The sequence below is a fragment of the Gluconobacter sp. R75690 genome (assembly GCF_015244525.1).
GTDB classification, from domain to species: Bacteria; Pseudomonadota; Alphaproteobacteria; order Acetobacterales; family Acetobacteraceae; genus Gluconobacter; species Gluconobacter potus.
On the sequence record NZ_JABCQB010000004.1, the window covers coordinates 203000 to 219201 of the forward strand.

Below are 16202 nucleotides of genomic sequence, written 5' to 3' on the forward strand. Positions count from 1 at the left end.
CTCGGAAGCGCGGCCTTTAGCGCATGAAACGCGACTTCACAACAGGGAGCCGGTCGCCTTTTTGTCTCCCGCCTCCCGCGCCAGACGCGTGGCGGTCGCCCGCGCCGGCCCCAGAGGCAGATCCAGATCCTCAGCCACAGGCCAGCCACCATGAGCTTTCCCGGCCTCAATTCCGGCTTCGCCATGCAGCCAGACACCCGCGCAGCAGCCTTCCCAGACGTCCATCCCCGCCGCAAGCAGGGCTGCGATCACACCCGTGAGGGTATCCCCTGAACCCGCCGTCGCCAGGGCGGACGACGCATGCGTATTGATGGCAAGACGACCATCCGGAGCAGCGATGATCGTGTCAGGTCCCTTCATGACGACAACAGCGTTGATGCGCCTTGCAGCCGCCAGCGCGGCATCCAGACGACTGCCTTCGACCGGTCCGAAGAGTTTGCGGAACTCTCCGATATGGGGCGTGACGGCCGCGACCCCTTTCAACCGCGACAGATCCTGCGCGCCCCATGCCAGTGCACCGGCATCCGCCAGCACGATCCGGTCAGCCTTGAGAAGCTGCGGAAGGGTCGCAGCAACTTCGTCTTCAGTCAGGCCGGGACCGCAGATCCAGACCTTGCGTCGCGCATCCTCCAGCAATTCGGAAAGCGGCGCATCGTCCACGATCAGACCGGGATCGCCGAGTCGGTAGGCAGGAGCTCCCTCGCCTGCCGAGATCCGCACAAGACCGGCCCCGCTACGGCGCGCACCGCGAGCCGAGAGGCGGGTCGCACCAGGCATTTCAGCTCCACCACACAGACTGACGACGCCACGGCGGTATTTATAGTCCCCGTCCCCCGAGACCGGCAGGCTCCACAGGCCAGGCTCATTATGCTGCACAACGGGTGTGATGCCCTCCCATGCCGCGTCAGGCATGCCGATATCGGCGCAGATCACCTCACCACACAGATCAGAACCGGGTTGCAGAACATGCCCGGGACGCGGACGGACAAAGGTGACCGTAAACGTACAGTCGCGGGCCTTGCCAAGGATTTCACCCGACGCTCCGGCCACGCCGCTCGGCATATCGATGGCAACGACTTCCCGGGCGGCCGCAAGAACAGCCGCAACATCATCCGCAACAGGGCGCTTCAGCCCCGAACCGAAAACCGCATCCACGACCAGATCGGCCTTCGCCAGTTCCTCAGCCGTGAACGGCACCATGGGGCCGATCCAGCAGGCCGCCATTTCGGCAGCAGGTGTCCCGGGTTTGGGAGCAGCAAGCGCGGCAACGCGGACAGACCACCCCCATCGCGCAAGATTGCAGGCTACGACATAGCCGTCCCCGCCGTTGTTTCCCGGCCCACAGGCAACCGTGACACGGCGCGGCGAAAAACGGTTACGAATGACGCGCGCCACGGCCCATCCGGCATTTTCCATCAGACGTGTGGATGGAAGGATGGCAGCAGCCGCATGATCCATGCGGTCGCTCTCCTCGGGCAGCAGCAATGCGAAAGGATGACGGGACACAGGGCTGGATATTTCAGGGCTGGACATCTCGGGGCGTTCTCCTGCTGGACTCGTGACAGCAAAGCATGACCGGCTGTTGCGTTGCCTCTTTCGGGGTCCCTCAATTCCGCTTCCCTCTGGCGCTGAAGGGCTTGCGTCGGGTATTCAGGGAAATGCTTCGGGAATGTTCTTCCCCCTTTTTTCCATTTTCAACCATGACGAGGATCAATGACAGGGTCGATCATCTGGAGCCTCGTGCTCGCAATCCATCTGCTGTGCATGACCTACTGGGTCGGCGGCTCGATCTACTCGACGCTCGTTGTCCGCTCCACGGTCGGACTGCTGGATCCGGGACCACGTAACTCCGTCCTGCTTCAGGGTTACACGCGCTTTTTCCGCGGCCTCTATCAGGTCGTCCCGTTCTCGCTGCTGAGCGGCTGGGGCTTGATTTTCCATGAAGGCGGATTTGCAGCCGTGCCCTGGCCGGTCAATGCGATGCAGCTTCTAGGTCTCGCCATGGCGGTCATTTTCATCCTGACCGTCCAGGGTCCCTTCCGCCGGGCCCGACGCGCCATGCGTCCCCAGCCCGCGCTGTTCGATACGCTGCGCAGTCGTACCGCAATGATGGCAGGTCTGGGCGTGCTGACCATTCTTGTCGCCGCAATGGCACGCGGCATCTGAAATCGTATGCGATACGGCGGTTTTATGGCTGTATCGCTTGCCATTCCTGCCATTTATCGATAACGCACCAGTTATAGCTGCGGGCAATTGCCCCGCCCTCAACTCCGGCCCTCATCCATTCGGGTGTGCGCCGTCAAAGAGAGTCTCGAGAGTCATTTGAGCGCGAAAACGACCTCCGGTCCTTCCAAGCCCCGTACGACTGCAACGCCCAGACGCGGACGCCCCTCTGCTTCGCGTGCTGCCGCAGCCGCAACTTCCCCGACTGTCGCCGATGAAGGCGAAACGTCTCCGGTAACGGAAACTCCCGCTGCCAAGGCACCGCGTACGCGCCGCACAAAGACTACGGCTCCCGCGACGGAAAAGACGGCGGAAGTGAAGACACCAGCACGCCGGACCCGCAAGGCGGCCACGCCTGCTGCCGAGTCCGCGACTGAAAGCGAAGCCCCTGCTCCGAAAACGACAGGACGCCGGAAGAAAGCAGTTACAGAACCGGAAGCCGTGACCGAGCCTGCCGAGGCGGCTGCAGCCGCACTTGCCCCGCGTCGTCGCCGCTCCACAAAAGCAGCCGAGACTGTGACGGAAGAGGTCGAAGCCGCCCCCAAACGCCGTGGCCGTCCGCGCAAGACGCCGGTTGTGGAACAGCCCGCCGCCGAAGTCGTGACCGAAGAAACCGTGGAAGCCCCTGCCGCGCCTCGCCGTCGTGGCCGTCCCCGCAAGGTGGATGTCGCAGCCGCAGAGGCCCCGGTAGAAGCACCCGTCGAAAAGAAGGCCCGTCCGTCCCGTCGCAAGGCCTCCGCCCGTGTCGTGGAAGCTCCGGAACCCGCCGCCGAAGAAACCCCTGCCGTTCAGGCCGAGTCCACGAAGAGCGAAAAGCCTGCGCGTCGCCGCCGCACCAAAGCGGCCGCTGCAACACCGGCTGTCGTTGAAGAAACCGTTGAGGCCCCCGTCGTCGTTGAGACCGTCGTGGTTGCCGAAGACGTTTCCGACAGACCGCGCTTTGCCGATCTGGGACTGGGCGAGCCGATCATGCGGGCCATCGAGGAGCTGGGTTATGAACACCCCACTCCCATTCAGGCCCAGGCCATTCCCGAAGTCCTGAAGGGCCATGACGTTCTGGGTGTCGCCCAGACCGGAACCGGCAAGACGGCCTCTTTCACGCTGCCGATGCTCCAGAAGCTGGCTGGCTCCCGCGCCCGCGCCCGGATGCCGCGCTCGCTGATCCTGGAGCCCACGCGTGAACTGGCATTGCAGGTTGCCGAAAACTTCAAGCTCTATGGCAAGTATCTGCGTCTGACCCATGCGCTGCTGATTGGTGGCGAGAGCATGGCCGAACAGCGCGACGTGTTGAACCGTGGCGTGGATGTGCTGATCGCGACTCCGGGCCGCCTGCTCGACCTGTTCGGACGTGGCGGCCTGCTTCTGACGCAGACCAGCACACTCGTGATCGACGAAGCCGACCGCATGCTGGACATGGGCTTCATTCCGGATATCGAAAAGATCGTGGGCCTTCTGCCTGCCCATCGCCAGACCCTGTTCTTCTCCGCCACGATGGCGCCGGAAATCCGCCGTCTGGCCGATGCTTTCCTCCGGCACCCGGTGGAAATCACGGTGTCGCGCCAGTCCTCCGTGGCCACGACGATCGAAGAAGCCCTGGTCATCGTGCCGGAGGACGAGAAGCGTCGCACGCTCAAGAAACTGCTGCGTCGTGAGAACGTCCAGAGCGCCATCGTGTTCTGCAATCGCAAGCGCGATGTGGACATGATCCAGCAGTACCTGACCAAGCATGGCATCGAAGCCGGCCATCTTCACGGAGATCTGGCCCAGTCCCTGCGCTTCTCGACGCTGGAGCGTTTCCGCTCCGGTGACCTGAAGTTCCTGGTATGCTCGGATGTCGCCGCACGCGGCATCGATATCGGCGGCCTGTCGCATGTCTTCAACTATGATCTGCCGTTCAACGCGGAAGATTATGTGCATCGCATCGGACGGACCGGCCGTGCGGGCAACGAAGGCCATGCCTTCAGCCTGGCAACCCCGCGCGATCGCAGACTGCTGGAAGCCATCGAGACACTGACAGGCAAGGTGATTGCCCGTCCCGTTCTTGAAGGCATCACGACCGTTGACTGGGCACCCGAAGAGGGTGAACGCCGTCCGGCCGAAACCGCGACTCCTGCACCGCAGGACGTGGCGGAAGAAGGAGAGCAGCGTCCCCGCAAGCGCCGTCGTGGCGGTCGCAAGCGCAATCGTGGCGATCGCGACGAGAGCGAGACCGTTCAGCAGGTTGCTCCCACGGCCGTCGCTTCTGTCGCCGTGATCGAGGCCCCTGTCAGCCACCGTTCGGTTGAACTGGCCCCCGCTTTTGAGAACGATGGGCCAAAGACGGGCTTTGGTGGTGATACGCCCGCTTTCATGCTGGTCCCGCGCCGCAGGAAAGTCACGGTTTCCGGTAGCACCGATCCTGCTGCTCCTGTTCAGCATGATGGGCGCCATTACGGTAATGAATGATACCTTGGCCGGAGTTGCACAGCTCCGGATTGAAGGACTGGGTGCGGCAGGCGACGGCGTTGCGCATCTTGATGGCCAGACCGTTTTCATCCCGGGCACTCTGCCCGGGGAAGACGTCCGGGTCCGCCTTGCCCCCGCTCATCCCGAACTCATTGACATCGTTCACGCATCACCCGACCGCGTAACACCCCCGTGCGACCTGTTTGGCGAATGCGGCGGCTGTGCGTTGCAGCACCTCTCCCTGCCAGCCCTGCTGGACTGGAAGGCACAGCGCGTCACACAGGCCCTCACAGTAGCGGGTTTCACGGATCTGCCGCCTGCCCGGATGTTCCAGACGACGCCCAGAACACGGCGCCGGATGGATTTTGCTGTCCAGCGTGTCCCAGGTGGCGTCGTCATCGGGCTGCATCGCCGCAATGGCGACCCCGTGGACATGACGGAGTGTCACGTTCTGCACCCGGCCATTTTCGGACTTCTGGCTCCTTTGCGCGAAGTGCTGGGCAGTCTGGGAGCCCTGACAGGCCGTGGTAGCCTGATGGTCAACCTGCTCGACAGCGGACCTGACCTGACACTTCAGACATCTGCCCCGCTGACGAGTGCCGACCGCCTCAAGCTGGCAGCCTTTGCCCGCGAGCATGATCTGTCGCGGATTTCCTGGCAGGACCCGAAAGATCTGGGCATCGAGACGGTGGCCCAGTCCGGCCCGGTCCGGGAAGATTTCGGTGACGTAATCGTCTCCCCGCCTCCTTCTGCCTTTCTTCAGGCGACCGCTGATGCCGAGAAGGCCATTGTCACGGCTGTGGTGGACGGGTTGCCGTCGCTCAACAAGAAGGACGTAACGGTCGAACTGTTTGCCGGATGTGGCACCCTGACCTTCCCGATGTCGGAAAAAGGCCGGGTCATGGCCTATGAAGGCAATCTGGCCGCCGCAAACTGCCTGAAGGCTGCCTCCGGTGGACGCCGCGTTGATGGATTTCATCGGGATCTGGGGCGCCAGCCGCTTCTGCCGCATGATCTGAAATCAACGCGGGCCGTGGTTCTCGATCCGCCTTACGCGGGTGCGGGCGCACAAACGATGCCTCTGGCCAAGTCAGCCGTGCCGGACATCGTTTATGTGAGCTGCAATCCGGCCGCGCTTGAAAAAGACGGCAAGGCTCTGTGGAACGCAGGCTTTTCGGTCATCGGCCTGACGATCGTGGACCAGTTCCTGTGGTCCACGGAAGTCGAGGCCGTAGTGGTGCTGTCACGGGACGTGAAGCGGATCAGACGTGAAAACTCTCGCCGCAGCCGCAACGACCTTTCTCGTTCGGATTCCTGAACGTAAAACCGGATTCGAGGTCCTTGACCTCGTAATCCATGACAGTACCGGTCAGGAACAAAGTCGCCTTGCGATCCACCAGTAGGGTCACGCCCTGATCCTCGACGCGCTCATCGGTCGGCTCCGGGGCCGTCACGAAATTCATTTCGTAAGACAGTCCCGAGCATCCGCGCGTTCCCACGCTGATGCGCAGGAGTTGCCCCTGATGGGAGCCTGCGTAAAGAGCTTTCAGGCGCCTGGCCGCCAGATCGGACAGGGTCATGAGAGCGGGCAGCGGGCGGCGCGTTGCAACGTCGGACATGATGGTTCTTTCCGGATCAGAACATGTTAAGGGCAAGACGGGCATCGTCACTCATGCGGCTCATATCCCATGGCGGATCCCAGACGATTTCGACCGTCGCCTGACTGACGCCCGGAACATGGGAAACCGCGTCGCGCACCATTTCCGGCAGTTCCTGCGCACTGGGGCAGTTGGGCGCCGTCAGCGTCATCTCGATATGCACGCGGCCGTCATCATGCAGATCGATCGCATAGATCAGGCCGAGTTCATAGATGTTGACCGGGATCTCCGGGTCATACACCGTCGCGATCGCCGCAATCACCGCTTCCTGATCGGGCGCTGTTCCCGTCGCAGGAGCGGTGGCTGTGTCTTCACTGGGGGTGATATCGGTCATGGCTTCACTCATGTGAGCATCATCCGGGCCCGTTCAAGGCCTTCGATCAGCGCATCGATCTCTTCAGTCGTGGTATAGATGCCAAAACTGGCGCGCGCGGTGGCATGCACGCCGAGGCGACGCACCAGAGGTTCGGCACAATGCTGCCCGGCGCGGATGGCAATTCCGAGCTGATCGAGCAGCGTTGCCAGATCATGTGGGTGCGCACCGTCCATGACGAAGGAGATTACACCCCCGCGCTCTTCCGGCTCGCCCAGAATGCGCAGACTATTGATCCCGCGCATCTTTTCCAGCGCATAGGACGTCAGTTCGGCTTCATGGCGCGAGATGGCGTCATAGCCGATCTCTTCCACAAAACGGACAGCCGCCCCCAGACCGATCGTCTCCAGAATGGCGGGCGTACCGGCCTCGAACTTGTGCGGAACATGCGCCCAGGTAGCACGCTCGAAGGACACGTTCTGGATCATGTCACCACCGCCCATGAAAGGCGGCATGATGTCCAGAAGCTCCATCTTCCCCCAGAGCGCCCCGATCCCCGTAGGGCCATAGAGCTTGTGACCGGTGAAGGTGAAGAAATCCGCTCCGAGGGCCTGCACGTCGATCTTGCGATGCACAACAGACTGCGAACCATCCAGCAGGATGCGCGCGCCATAAGCGTGGGCGATTTCCGTCAGTTTCCTGGCCGGCGTGATCGTTCCCAGCACATTGGACATGTGCGTGACGGCAACAAGCGCCACCTTGCCATCCGACAGAAGCGCTTCGTAAGCGTCCAGATCAATATCGCCGGCGTCATTGATGGGGGCGACACGCAGCTCGATACCCGCACGATCCCGCAGCATGAGCCAGGGCACGATATTGGCGTGATGCTCAAGCTCGGAAATCAGGACTGCCTGCCCCGGCTTCAGCATACTGCCGAAACTGTGCGCCACGAGGTTGATAGCCTCGGTGCTGTTACGGGTGAAGACAATTTCCCGATGATCGGGCGCATTCAGAAGACGGGCCACGTCATAACGGGCACGCTCATAGGCTTCCGTCGTGCGCTCACTCATCCAGTGCAGGCCGCGATGGATATTGGCATACTGGTGATACGCCGCATCCCGCATGGCCTCGATCACGACATCGGGCTTCTGGGACGAGGCCGCGCTGTCGAGAAAAACCAGAGGCCGACCATGAACAGTTTCGTTCAGGATCGGGAAATGGGCGCGAATCTCCGGCATATTCATCCCGGTGCGGTTGTCCGCGACGGTCATGACATCATGCTCCGCAACAGCAGATCACGGAGACCTTCATCAGAGACCAGATCCAGCGCATCAATCAGAAAAGCATGCACGAGCATGTCCCGCGCATCCGCTTCCGCAATACCACGGGAACGCAGATAGAAAAGCTGTTCGTCATCAAGCGCACCGACGGTCGCGCCATGGCTACACTTGACGTCGTCGGCGTAGATTTCCAGCTCGGGCTTGCTGTTGATCTGTGCCTTTTCAGACAGCAGCAGCGCCTGGTTCATCTGATAGCCGTCGGTTTTCTGGGCCACGCGATCAACAAGGATCTTACCCTGGAAAACACCCTGCCCGGCGTCGGACAGAACCGTCTTGACGGTCTGGCGCGAGCTCCCATCGGGAGCGGCATGATGGATCATGGACGTCAGGTCGTTCAGACGCTGACCATCGACGATCTGCACACCATTCACATGCGCCATGGCGTGAGGTGCGCCCAATGTCACGACAGCTTCGTGACGCGCAAGGCTGCTGCCCTGGTTCAGGGTAAAGCTGTCATATTCGCCCTTCTCCGCCACATCCGCCGAGACGATAGCGAGATGCGTACCGGTCAGGCTCTCGCGCTGCACCTTGACGTGACGCAGGGTCGCCCCCTTGCCTACGACGATATCGAAACGCGGATTGGCGATATAACGCCCTTCACCTGCGCTGACATCATACAGCGTCAGGGACGCGTCGTCTTCCAGTACGATACGGTGCTGAAGATGCGTCGAAACATCCTGCCCGTCGGACAGGCTGACGAGCGTCAGCAGACCGGCATCCGTTCCAGCGGGAACACGAACGTCGAGGCCTCTTTCGCCAAGCGCCGTATTCAGCGTCGCGGAAAACAGTCCCTTGAGGGGCGAGACATTTTCCGAAGCCTGCCGAACGGCTTCCGGAAGAGCCGACAACGCGTCCAGAAGCTGGCCATTGCCATAGACCACGCGGGCGCCCGTTTCAGGCAGAACCAGACGGTCCAGCAGCGCAGTGGCGGTTTCGGTCGGCAGGGGCATAGCCTTCTGCCACGCCGTATCCGCGATCGAACGCAGCGGCGTATAACGCCAGGCTTCGACGCGGCGCGTCGGCAGCCCCGTTTCGGCCAGCGCCGCACCCTGCCCGGCGGCACGCGCAACAAACGCCTCCAGAGCCGGAGCAGCGTTCTGCGTCACGGTTGGGGCTCCGCTCACGCTGCCGCCTCGAGGAACTGCGTGTAACCCTGCTTTTCAAGCGTCTTGGCGATATCGGGGCCGCCACTATGGATGATGCGGCCATGCGCCATGACATGCACGCGGTCCGGCACGATGTAATCGAGCAGGCGCTGGTGATGAGTGATGACCAGAGCCGAGAAATCCGGGCTGCGCAGGGAGTTCACGCCTTCAGCTACGATACGCAGGGCATCGATGTCCAGACCGCTGTCCGTCTCGTCAAGAATGGCGAAAGACGGCTGAAGCAGACGCATCTGGAGCACTTCATTGCGCTTCTTCTCGCCACCCGAGAAACCGACATTGACCGCACGCTTGAGCATGTCGTCGGACATGGACAGGTGCTTGGTCTCGGCACGGACAGCCTTGAGGAAGGCCACGGCATCCAGTTCAGCTTCACCACGCGCCCGGCGAACAGCATTCACGGCCGTCCGCAGGAAGTTCGCGTTGTTCACACCCGGCAGTTCGACCGGCGACTGAAACGCCAGGAACAGGCCAAGCGCGGCACGCTCTTCGGGTTCAAGCGCCAGCAGGTCCTGCCCCTTGAACGTGGCGGAACCACCCGTGACTTCATAGTCCTCGCGACCGGCGAGCACGTAGGACAGCGTGGATTTACCCGAACCGTTTGGCCCCATGATGGCGTGCACTTCGCCCTTGGGCACCTCGAGATCGAGCCCCTTGAGGATGTCCTTGGGCGTGCCGTCGGCGTCGATGCGGGCCTGAAGACCCTGAATTTTCAGAAAATCGCTCATATTAACCCACACTTCCTTCGAGGCTGATCTGCAGAAGCTTCTGCGCCTCGACCGCGAATTCCATCGGGAGCTCCTTGAGCACCTCGCGGCAGAAACCATTGACGATCAGACCGACTGCATCTTCTTCCGACAGGCCGCGCGAACGGCAGTAGAAGAGCTGGTCTTCGGAGATTTTGGACGTGGTCGCTTCATGCTCCACGCGCGCCGTCATGTTGCGGCTTTCGATGTAAGGCACTGTGTGCGCACCGCACTGGTCGCCGATCAGAAGACTGTCGCACTGCGTGAAGTTGCGTGCGCTCCGCGCCTTCGGCTGCATACGCACCAGACCACGATAAGTACTGTCGGAGTGTCCGGCGGAAATAGTCTTGGCGATGATCGTCGAGCGCGTGTTCGGCGCCAGATGGATCATCTTCGTGCCCGTATCGGCCTGCTGGTGATTATTGGTCACCGCAACTGAATAGAACTCGCCAACCGATCCCTCACCGGCCAGCACGCAGGACGGATATTTCCACGTAATGGCAGACCCGGTCTCGACCTGCGTCCAGGAAATCTTGGACCGCGCGCCACGGCAGATGCCACGCTTGGTGACGAAATTGTAGATACCCCCACGACCTTCATCATCGCCCGGATACCAGTTCTGAACGGTAGAATACTTGATCGAGGCGTCTTCCATCGCGACAAGCTCGACCACGGCCGCATGAAGCTGGTTTTCGTCACGCTGTGGCGCCGTGCAGCCTTCCAGATAGGAGACGGTTGCCCGGTCTTCCGCGATGATGAGCGTACGCTCGAACTGCCCCGTATTGCGCGCATTGATGCGGAAATAGGTGGACAGCTCCATCGGGCAGCGAACGCCCTCGGGGATGTAAACGAACGAGCCATCGGTGAAGACGGCAGAGTTCAGGGCTGCAAAGAAGTTGTCCGCCACCGGCACCACCGTGCCCAGATATTTCTGGACCAGTTCGGGATGCTCACGAATGGCGTCGGAGATCGGGCAGAAGATCACCCCGGCTTCGGCAAGCGTCTTGCGGAAGGTCGTCGCGACGGAGACGCTGTCAAAAACGGCATCCACGGCAACGGGCAGACGCTCTTCTGCACCTTCGACACCGGCGAGCAAAGCCTGCTCATGCAGGGGAATACCCAGCTTGGCGTAGGTCTTGAGCAACTCGGGATCAACTTCGTCGAGGCTCTTGGGGCCGGGCTTCTTCTTCGGCTGCGCGAAGTAATGCGCATCCTGATAGTCGATCGGCGGATGGTGGATATGGGCCCAGGTCGGCTCTTCCATTTCCAGCCACGCGCGAAAGGCCTTCAGGCGCCAGTCCAGCATCCACTGCGGCTCACCCTTGCGCTCGGAGATCAGGCGAACCGTCTCCTCGTTGAGGCCCTTGGGCGCGATATCCATCTCGATATCGGTCTCGAAACCCCATTCGTAGCTGGATTTCGCGAGCTTTTCGACTGTCTCGCGGGTTTCCGTCACGGCTGGCATGGTGTGTTGTCCTTAACTGACCGCGTCGGTCACGGAAGAAGTCTCCGCTCCGGCGGGGGCGACAGGTGCAGACGCGGGGCTGCGCCTTGGCAGGCGCTCCGCGTGACGGCCCATATCTGCCAGTGTGATGCTGTTGAGCGTTTTGAGGATGGCGTCATTCACGACATCCCACTGTCCGGACAGGCCGCACAGCGAACTGTGCTCGCACTCACGTCCGTCACAGCAAGCCGTGATGGCGATCGGGCCATCCACAGCAGCAATAACGGTTGCGACCGTCACGGTTTCAAGTTCGCTGGAAAGACGGTATCCGCCACGGGCGCCACGATGGGACAGGACCAGGCCACTGGAGGCCAGGCCTTTGAGAAGCTTGGCGACGGTCGGTTCAGGGACGCCGGTTTCCACCGCAAGGGCTGCTGCTGTTGCCAGTCCTTCGTGACGACCGAGATGGACCAGAAGGACAGTGGCGTAATCGGCCAGTTTCGACAGCCTCAGCATCGCTTGCACACTCACATCTTGTTCTAATTCAAGACTTGCTAAGTCCTGATTTGTTCCAAATGACCCAATCCCGGGCAAAGGTCAAGACTTCTGTATCCCCCGTCTCCGGACATGGAATGTTACACACCAAAAAACAGTCGGGAAACGCCGTCGAGCGCCGCTCCGGCAAGAAAACCGACGACGGTGCCATTTATGCGGATATAGGCCAGATCGCGCCCCACCCGCGACTCCAGCCGGGCGGCCAGATCGTCTCCGTCCCAGCCTGCCATGACGGCCGCAATGAACCCCGAGAGTTTTTCACGCAGGCCGGGCAGGATCCGCTGGACGGTGCTCTCGACCGCCTGATTAACCTTCAACCGCAGGGATTCATTGGAACGCAGGGCACTGGCGAGCTGAACGATGGCCGCGTCGATGACGGTGGCGCTCCAGCCGTCCTCGCGCCCGCTGTCTTCCTCGACCATGCGGCGCAGGCGATCCCACAGCTCCGAACTCCATCCCTTGAGACTGGTATGCGTCAGGACAGACGTGATCGTATCGGCCATGTCCTTGCGGCGGGCAGGATCGTTTTCGATGCGGTCGATTTCGCCCCGGACCCAGGTGGTAAACCCGTGCCGCAGTTCCGAGTCCATCGGATCGACCCGCTCGAACTCGGCATGCAGCGCCATGAGGACGCGGCTGGCGACGGAACCGCCAATGGCCCAGCCCAGGAACCGCCCTCCCTGCTCGCGGACCCGCTCTTCCACGAAATGACGCAGATCGGACTCACGGGAGGTCACGGTCGTCTTGATGCGTTCCAGCAGGAAGGACAGGACCTCCTGATGCATCTCGCTATCCACCATCGCCCGCATGCCACGCGAAACAAGGGGAGCCATTTCCTCACCATTCAGCAGAACCGGAAGCGCGCGCGAAATGGCGGTCTTGGCGCGCCCGTCTTCCATCCGGTCGAACATCAGCGGAATGGCAGAGCGCATGCTGGTGACGAGCGTCTGGCGGTTCGCCGGGTCGTTCAGCATGTCGGCAATCAGGCCGGAGAGGTCGATTTTCGACAGCGCGCGGCGGACATCGTCCTCAGTGAAGAACTGACCGGAAATGAAGCGTCCCAGCGCCTGGCCGAGACGTTCTTTCTGCCGCGGCAGAATGGCCGTGTGGGGAATGGGCAAACCCAGCGGATGGCGGAACAGGGCCGTAACGGCGAACCAGTCGGCAAGACCACCAACGACACCTGCCCGCGATCCGGCACGCAACAGCCCGAAGGCGAGACTGCCGTCCCCGATATGACGGGCGGCTGCAAGTGTCGTTCCCGCAGCGAGAACACCCATGCCGACGAGCAGGCCGCCGGCCATGAACCTGGGCGAGAAACCTGTGGGGCTGGATTTCCGGGAAACGGGAGGGGTCGTGTCCGCGTGCATGAGCGCACCGATAGCATCATCCTGCCGTGCTGTCGCGTCCAGAGCAAGGTTGCGCTTGATGACAGGGCATGAAAAGTATTGCGCCCCGTCTTCGTCCCATTTTTCTCCGCAGAAGCGAGACTGCTCCCGATGTCTGACTGCGCCTCCCGGCTCGATCCGTCCCTTCATGACCGTATTGACGCAATGACGTCACGGCTTCTTCACGAGCGCGATGGCCTCGCAGACCTGATTGCCTCGATTGGACAAGGCCTGTCCGATGACGACAGGAGTGAGAGCAAGACCCAGCTGGACGAGATCGAGAACGTCGTCCGCGCCCTGCGTGACGAGCATTTCGTGGAACGGGCTGCGCATCTGCGGTCCTATATCGGGCTCGATGCCGCGGATCCACAGGCCCGTCTTGAAGCCGTAGCCAAGCGCCTTGTCGATCAGGCTCCGGATGCCGTATCCCTGACGGTGCCCCAGATTGCCGCCGTTTTTACCGCCCACCCGACCTTTGCCCTGGCGGATGGCGTCTATGAAATCCTGACGCGGCGTGCGGAAAATCCGGAACTGCCGATCCCCTGCCTGAAGACGCATCGCCGTCCGGGCCCACCGACACTGGCACAGGAACAGGCTCTGGCTCTGGCTGCGATCCTTCGGGGACGCGATGCGCTTGACGATCTGACGGAAGCGCTGCTGCAGGAAATGTCCCGGCGCTGGTCCGGCGAGGCCGGTCAGGTCGATCCCTCCCCCGTCATTCTCGCAAGCTGGGTCGGGTTCGATACCGATGGGCGCAACGACATCGGCTGGTGGGATACGCTGCGGATCCGGCTTGAACTGAAATTTTCCCAGCTACATCGTCTGACGGACGGACTGGAACGTCTGGGCCTGCAGGACAGTGCTCTGGCCATGCGCGTGCGCCGGGCGATCGAGGCCGTAAAGACGCAGCACGCTGCGTGCCCGACCGGCAAGGATGCGGCTCCGGAAATCATCAAGGATTTTGCCCAGACACTGATTGCCTTCCGGGACAAGGCACTCCTCGACGCTACCGAGCTTCTGCCACTGTTCCAGGATGCGGCGGTCGGGCTGGATGACGAAGCCAGACTGCATCTGCGGACCATCCGTGCCGGGTTCATGAACCATGGACTCGGCATCGCACGGATCCATACGCGGCTGAATGCAGCGCAGATCTACAATGTAGCCCGCACCCGGCTTGGTCTGACCGATGATCCCGCCCTGCCATCGCGGCGGCGGGTTCTGCTGGCCAAGATCGACGAGGCACTGTCAGACCTGCAGCCCCGCGCCGTGGATTTCGGATCCCTGCTGGTCGAACCCGCATCAGCCGCGCGGCTGATGATGACGATGGCGCAGATCCTCAAACACATCGATTCCGGATCCCCCATCCGCTTCCTCATTGCCGAGACCGAAAGCGGCTATACGCTGCTCGCAACGCTCTGGCTGGCACGGCTGTTCGGGATCAAGGACCATCAGATCGAGATCTCGCCGCTCTTCGAGACGGAAAGTGCGCTTGAGAACGGCGAGACCATTCTGGAAGAAGCCTTCCGCTCCAGCCACTGGCGGGATTACCTGCGGGCGAACGGCCGCCTGTCGCTTCAGTTCGGATATTCCGACTCGGGTCGTTACGTCGGGCAGCTCGCAGCGACCAATCTGGTTGAGCGCCTGCGGATGCGGACCCTCTCCCTGCTGGCAGAGCACGAACTTGAAGACGTCGCCCTGACGCTGTTCGACACGCATGGCGAGAGCATTGGGCGAGGCGCGCATCCGTTCAGCCTGCGCCAGCGTCTGGACTATTTCTCTCCTGCCCGCACGCGCCTTGCCATGCGCGAGGCCGGGATCGGCTGCCGGGTCGAAACCGCATTCCAGGGCGGAGACGGCTACACGCTATTCGGCACGAAGGCGCTTGCGGCCTCCACCATCGCAACGCTGGCCGAACATGTGGCCGATATCCCGCTGGATACGAAAGATCCGGTTTATACGCGCCCTGACTTCGCGTCGGATTTCTTCTCCACCATCGCGCTCGACATGGGCGCACTGGTCGACGATCCGGGCTATGCAGCGCTGCTGAGCGCCTTCGGTCCGGCCCTGATCGACAAGACGGGATCGCGACCTTCCGCGCGTCAGTCGGACGCAGCCACGGTGACGCGCATCACACATCCGGGACAGCTCCGCGCCATTCCCAACAACGCCATTCTCCAGCAACTCGGCTGGTGGGCGAATGTGCTGCATGGCCTTGGCAATGCGGCGCAGCGTCATCCCGAAACGTTCGAGCAGTTCGCTACGGAATCCTCGCGGTTCCGCGAAGCCATGGATTTCGCCCGTCAGGCCCTGGCCCACTCGGATCTGGACGTGCTGCGGACGACGATCCATCAACTTGATCCCGGGACCTGGCTGGATCGTGCAGCAAAGGCGCAGAACGACGAAGAGCGTCAGAGCCTGCTGTGCGTTTCGCACGGTCTGGAACTGCTGCGCTTCTGGGCCAGTGGCCCTGCCATGTTCCGGCGCATTCAGGCGGACCACATCGCACTGCGTGCAGCCTGGCCGGATGCGCCCCGCATGGAAGCCCGCGAGAAGCTGCTTCATGCAATCCGCTTCGCCCTGATCGACCGGCTGTGGGCGCTTTCAACGCGCATCCCCTATTTCGGGCCGCGCAACAACCTGACACGCGAAGCGATCACGAACCTGATTCTCTGCCTGGATGTGCCGCGCGCGCTGCATCTGCTGGAAGATCTGTTCCCTGTCACGGCTCCCAGCGTTGCCAACCTCGACTTCGGAGAACCGGGTGATGCCGCTGAAGCTGCCGGTTTCGCGCGTGAACATGAGGAAATCTTCGCGCCGCTGTCACGCTGCTTTGCGCTGCTGCGTGAGGTCGGCGTGGCCATCATGCACGCCAACCGGGCTTTCGGCTAAGGAATGATCCGCGGCCGCAACTCTTGTCCAGTGCAGCC

General features: G+C 62.1%; 13 protein-coding genes. 4 read left to right on the top strand and 9 right to left on the bottom strand.

What is annotated here, in order from left to right:
* Positions 1 to 36: 36 nt before the first annotated feature.
* Positions 37 to 1533 (bottom strand): NAD(P)H-hydrate dehydratase, encoded by a 1497-nt coding sequence (locus HKD27_RS06555; protein WP_194688956.1) that lies wholly within the window; start codon positions 1531 to 1533, stop codon positions 37 to 39.
* 180 nt (positions 1534 to 1713) lie between these two features.
* Here HKD27_RS06555 and HKD27_RS06560 point away from each other — a divergent pair, with 180 nt between their 5' ends.
* The 3 genes from HKD27_RS06560 to HKD27_RS06570 all read left to right on the top strand — a co-directional run bounded on the left by HKD27_RS06560 (position 1714) and on the right by HKD27_RS06570 (position 5986).
* The gene (locus HKD27_RS06560; protein ID WP_011251690.1) at positions 1714 to 2166 is read left to right on the top strand and encodes a hypothetical protein; all 453 of its coding nucleotides are present in this window, start codon (positions 1714 to 1716) and stop codon (positions 2164 to 2166) included.
* Between the two features lie 156 nt (positions 2167 to 2322).
* On the top strand, positions 2323 to 4668 hold the full coding sequence (locus tag HKD27_RS06565) for a DEAD/DEAH box helicase (protein WP_228518358.1): 2346 nt from the start codon (positions 2323 to 2325) through the stop codon (positions 4666 to 4668).
* Complete coding sequence (locus tag HKD27_RS06570) at positions 4661 to 5986, top strand: class I SAM-dependent RNA methyltransferase (RefSeq protein ID WP_194688958.1); 1326 nt, start codon at positions 4661 to 4663, stop codon at positions 5984 to 5986. Before HKD27_RS06565 ends, HKD27_RS06570 begins: the two co-directional genes overlap by 8 nt.
* On the opposite strand, the gene HKD27_RS06575 is transcribed toward HKD27_RS06570, so the two are convergent.
* The 8 genes from HKD27_RS06575 to HKD27_RS06610 all read right to left on the bottom strand — a co-directional run bounded on the left by HKD27_RS06575 (position 5931) and on the right by HKD27_RS06610 (position 13425).
* Positions 5931 to 6287 (bottom strand): iron-sulfur cluster assembly accessory protein, encoded by a 357-nt coding sequence (locus tag HKD27_RS06575; protein WP_194264563.1) that lies wholly within the window; start codon positions 6285 to 6287, stop codon positions 5931 to 5933. The two genes, HKD27_RS06570 and HKD27_RS06575, sit on opposite strands and share 56 nt — an antisense overlap.
* Positions 6288 to 6303: 16 nt before the next feature.
* A complete protein-coding gene (locus tag HKD27_RS06580) occupies positions 6304 to 6672 on the bottom strand; it encodes an SUF system Fe-S cluster assembly protein (protein ID WP_194688959.1) in 369 nt (122 codons plus the stop codon).
* Positions 6669 to 7910, bottom strand: coding sequence for a cysteine desulfurase (locus HKD27_RS06585; protein WP_304602008.1), 1242 nt, complete (start codon positions 7908 to 7910; stop codon positions 6669 to 6671). Before HKD27_RS06585 ends, HKD27_RS06580 begins: the two co-directional genes overlap by 4 nt.
* Positions 7907 to 9085, bottom strand: coding sequence for a Fe-S cluster assembly protein SufD (gene sufD / locus HKD27_RS06590; RefSeq protein WP_194688960.1), 1179 nt, complete (start codon positions 9083 to 9085; stop codon positions 7907 to 7909). The genes HKD27_RS06585 and sufD overlap by 4 nt, the downstream gene beginning before the upstream one ends.
* A gap of 14 nt (positions 9086 to 9099) precedes the next feature.
* Positions 9100 to 9870: a Fe-S cluster assembly ATPase SufC gene (gene sufC / locus HKD27_RS06595; RefSeq protein ID WP_194688961.1), complete on the bottom strand. Its 771-nt coding sequence runs from the start codon at positions 9868 to 9870 to the stop codon at positions 9100 to 9102.
* Position 9871: 1 nt separating this feature from the next.
* Positions 9872 to 11353, bottom strand: a complete 1482-nt coding sequence (gene sufB / locus HKD27_RS06600) for a Fe-S cluster assembly protein SufB (protein ID WP_194688962.1) — start codon at positions 11351 to 11353, stop codon at positions 9872 to 9874.
* 12 nt (positions 11354 to 11365) lie between these two features.
* The gene (locus HKD27_RS06605; RefSeq protein ID WP_011251698.1) at positions 11366 to 11848 is read right to left on the bottom strand and encodes an SUF system Fe-S cluster assembly regulator; all 483 of its coding nucleotides are present in this window, start codon (positions 11846 to 11848) and stop codon (positions 11366 to 11368) included.
* A gap of 119 nt (positions 11849 to 11967) precedes the next feature.
* Entirely contained in the window at positions 11968 to 13425 is a 1458-nt protein-coding gene (locus tag HKD27_RS06610) for a DUF445 domain-containing protein (RefSeq protein WP_228122147.1), read from the bottom strand.
* On the opposite strand from HKD27_RS06610, the gene HKD27_RS06615 reads away from it, so the two are divergent.
* Positions 13387 to 16164 (top strand): phosphoenolpyruvate carboxylase, encoded by a 2778-nt coding sequence (locus HKD27_RS06615; RefSeq protein ID WP_194264561.1) that lies wholly within the window; start codon positions 13387 to 13389, stop codon positions 16162 to 16164. The two genes, HKD27_RS06610 and HKD27_RS06615, sit on opposite strands and share 39 nt — an antisense overlap.
* Positions 16165 to 16202: the final 38 nt, after the last annotated feature.

Coding starts and splice junctions, on each gene's coding strand:
- HKD27_RS06555 (WP_194688956.1), bottom strand. CDS start 1,533: ATGTCCAGCCCTGAAATATCCAGCCCTGTGTCCCGTCATCCTTTCGCA.
- HKD27_RS06560 (WP_011251690.1), top strand. CDS start 1,714: ATGACAGGGTCGATCATCTGGAGCCTCGTGCTCGCAATCCATCTGCTG.
- HKD27_RS06570 (WP_194688958.1), top strand. CDS start 4,661: ATGAATGATACCTTGGCCGGAGTTGCACAGCTCCGGATTGAAGGACTG.
- HKD27_RS06575 (WP_194264563.1), bottom strand. CDS start 6,287: ATGTCCGACGTTGCAACGCGCCGCCCGCTGCCCGCTCTCATGACCCTG.
- HKD27_RS06580 (WP_194688959.1), bottom strand. CDS start 6,672: ATGAGTGAAGCCATGACCGATATCACCCCCAGTGAAGACACAGCCACC.
- HKD27_RS06585 (WP_304602008.1), bottom strand. CDS start 7,910: ATGACCGTCGCGGACAACCGCACCGGGATGAATATGCCGGAGATTCGC.
- sufC (WP_194688961.1), bottom strand. CDS start 9,870: ATGAGCGATTTTCTGAAAATTCAGGGTCTTCAGGCCCGCATCGACGCC.
- sufB (WP_194688962.1), bottom strand. CDS start 11,353: ATGCCAGCCGTGACGGAAACCCGCGAGACAGTCGAAAAGCTCGCGAAA.
- HKD27_RS06605 (WP_011251698.1), bottom strand. CDS start 11,848: ATGCTGAGGCTGTCGAAACTGGCCGATTACGCCACTGTCCTTCTGGTC.
- HKD27_RS06615 (WP_194264561.1), top strand. CDS start 13,387: ATGTCTGACTGCGCCTCCCGGCTCGATCCGTCCCTTCATGACCGTATT.
- HKD27_RS06610 (WP_228122147.1), bottom strand. CDS start 13,425: ATGAAGGGACGGATCGAGCCGGGAGGCGCAGTCAGACATCGGGAGCAG.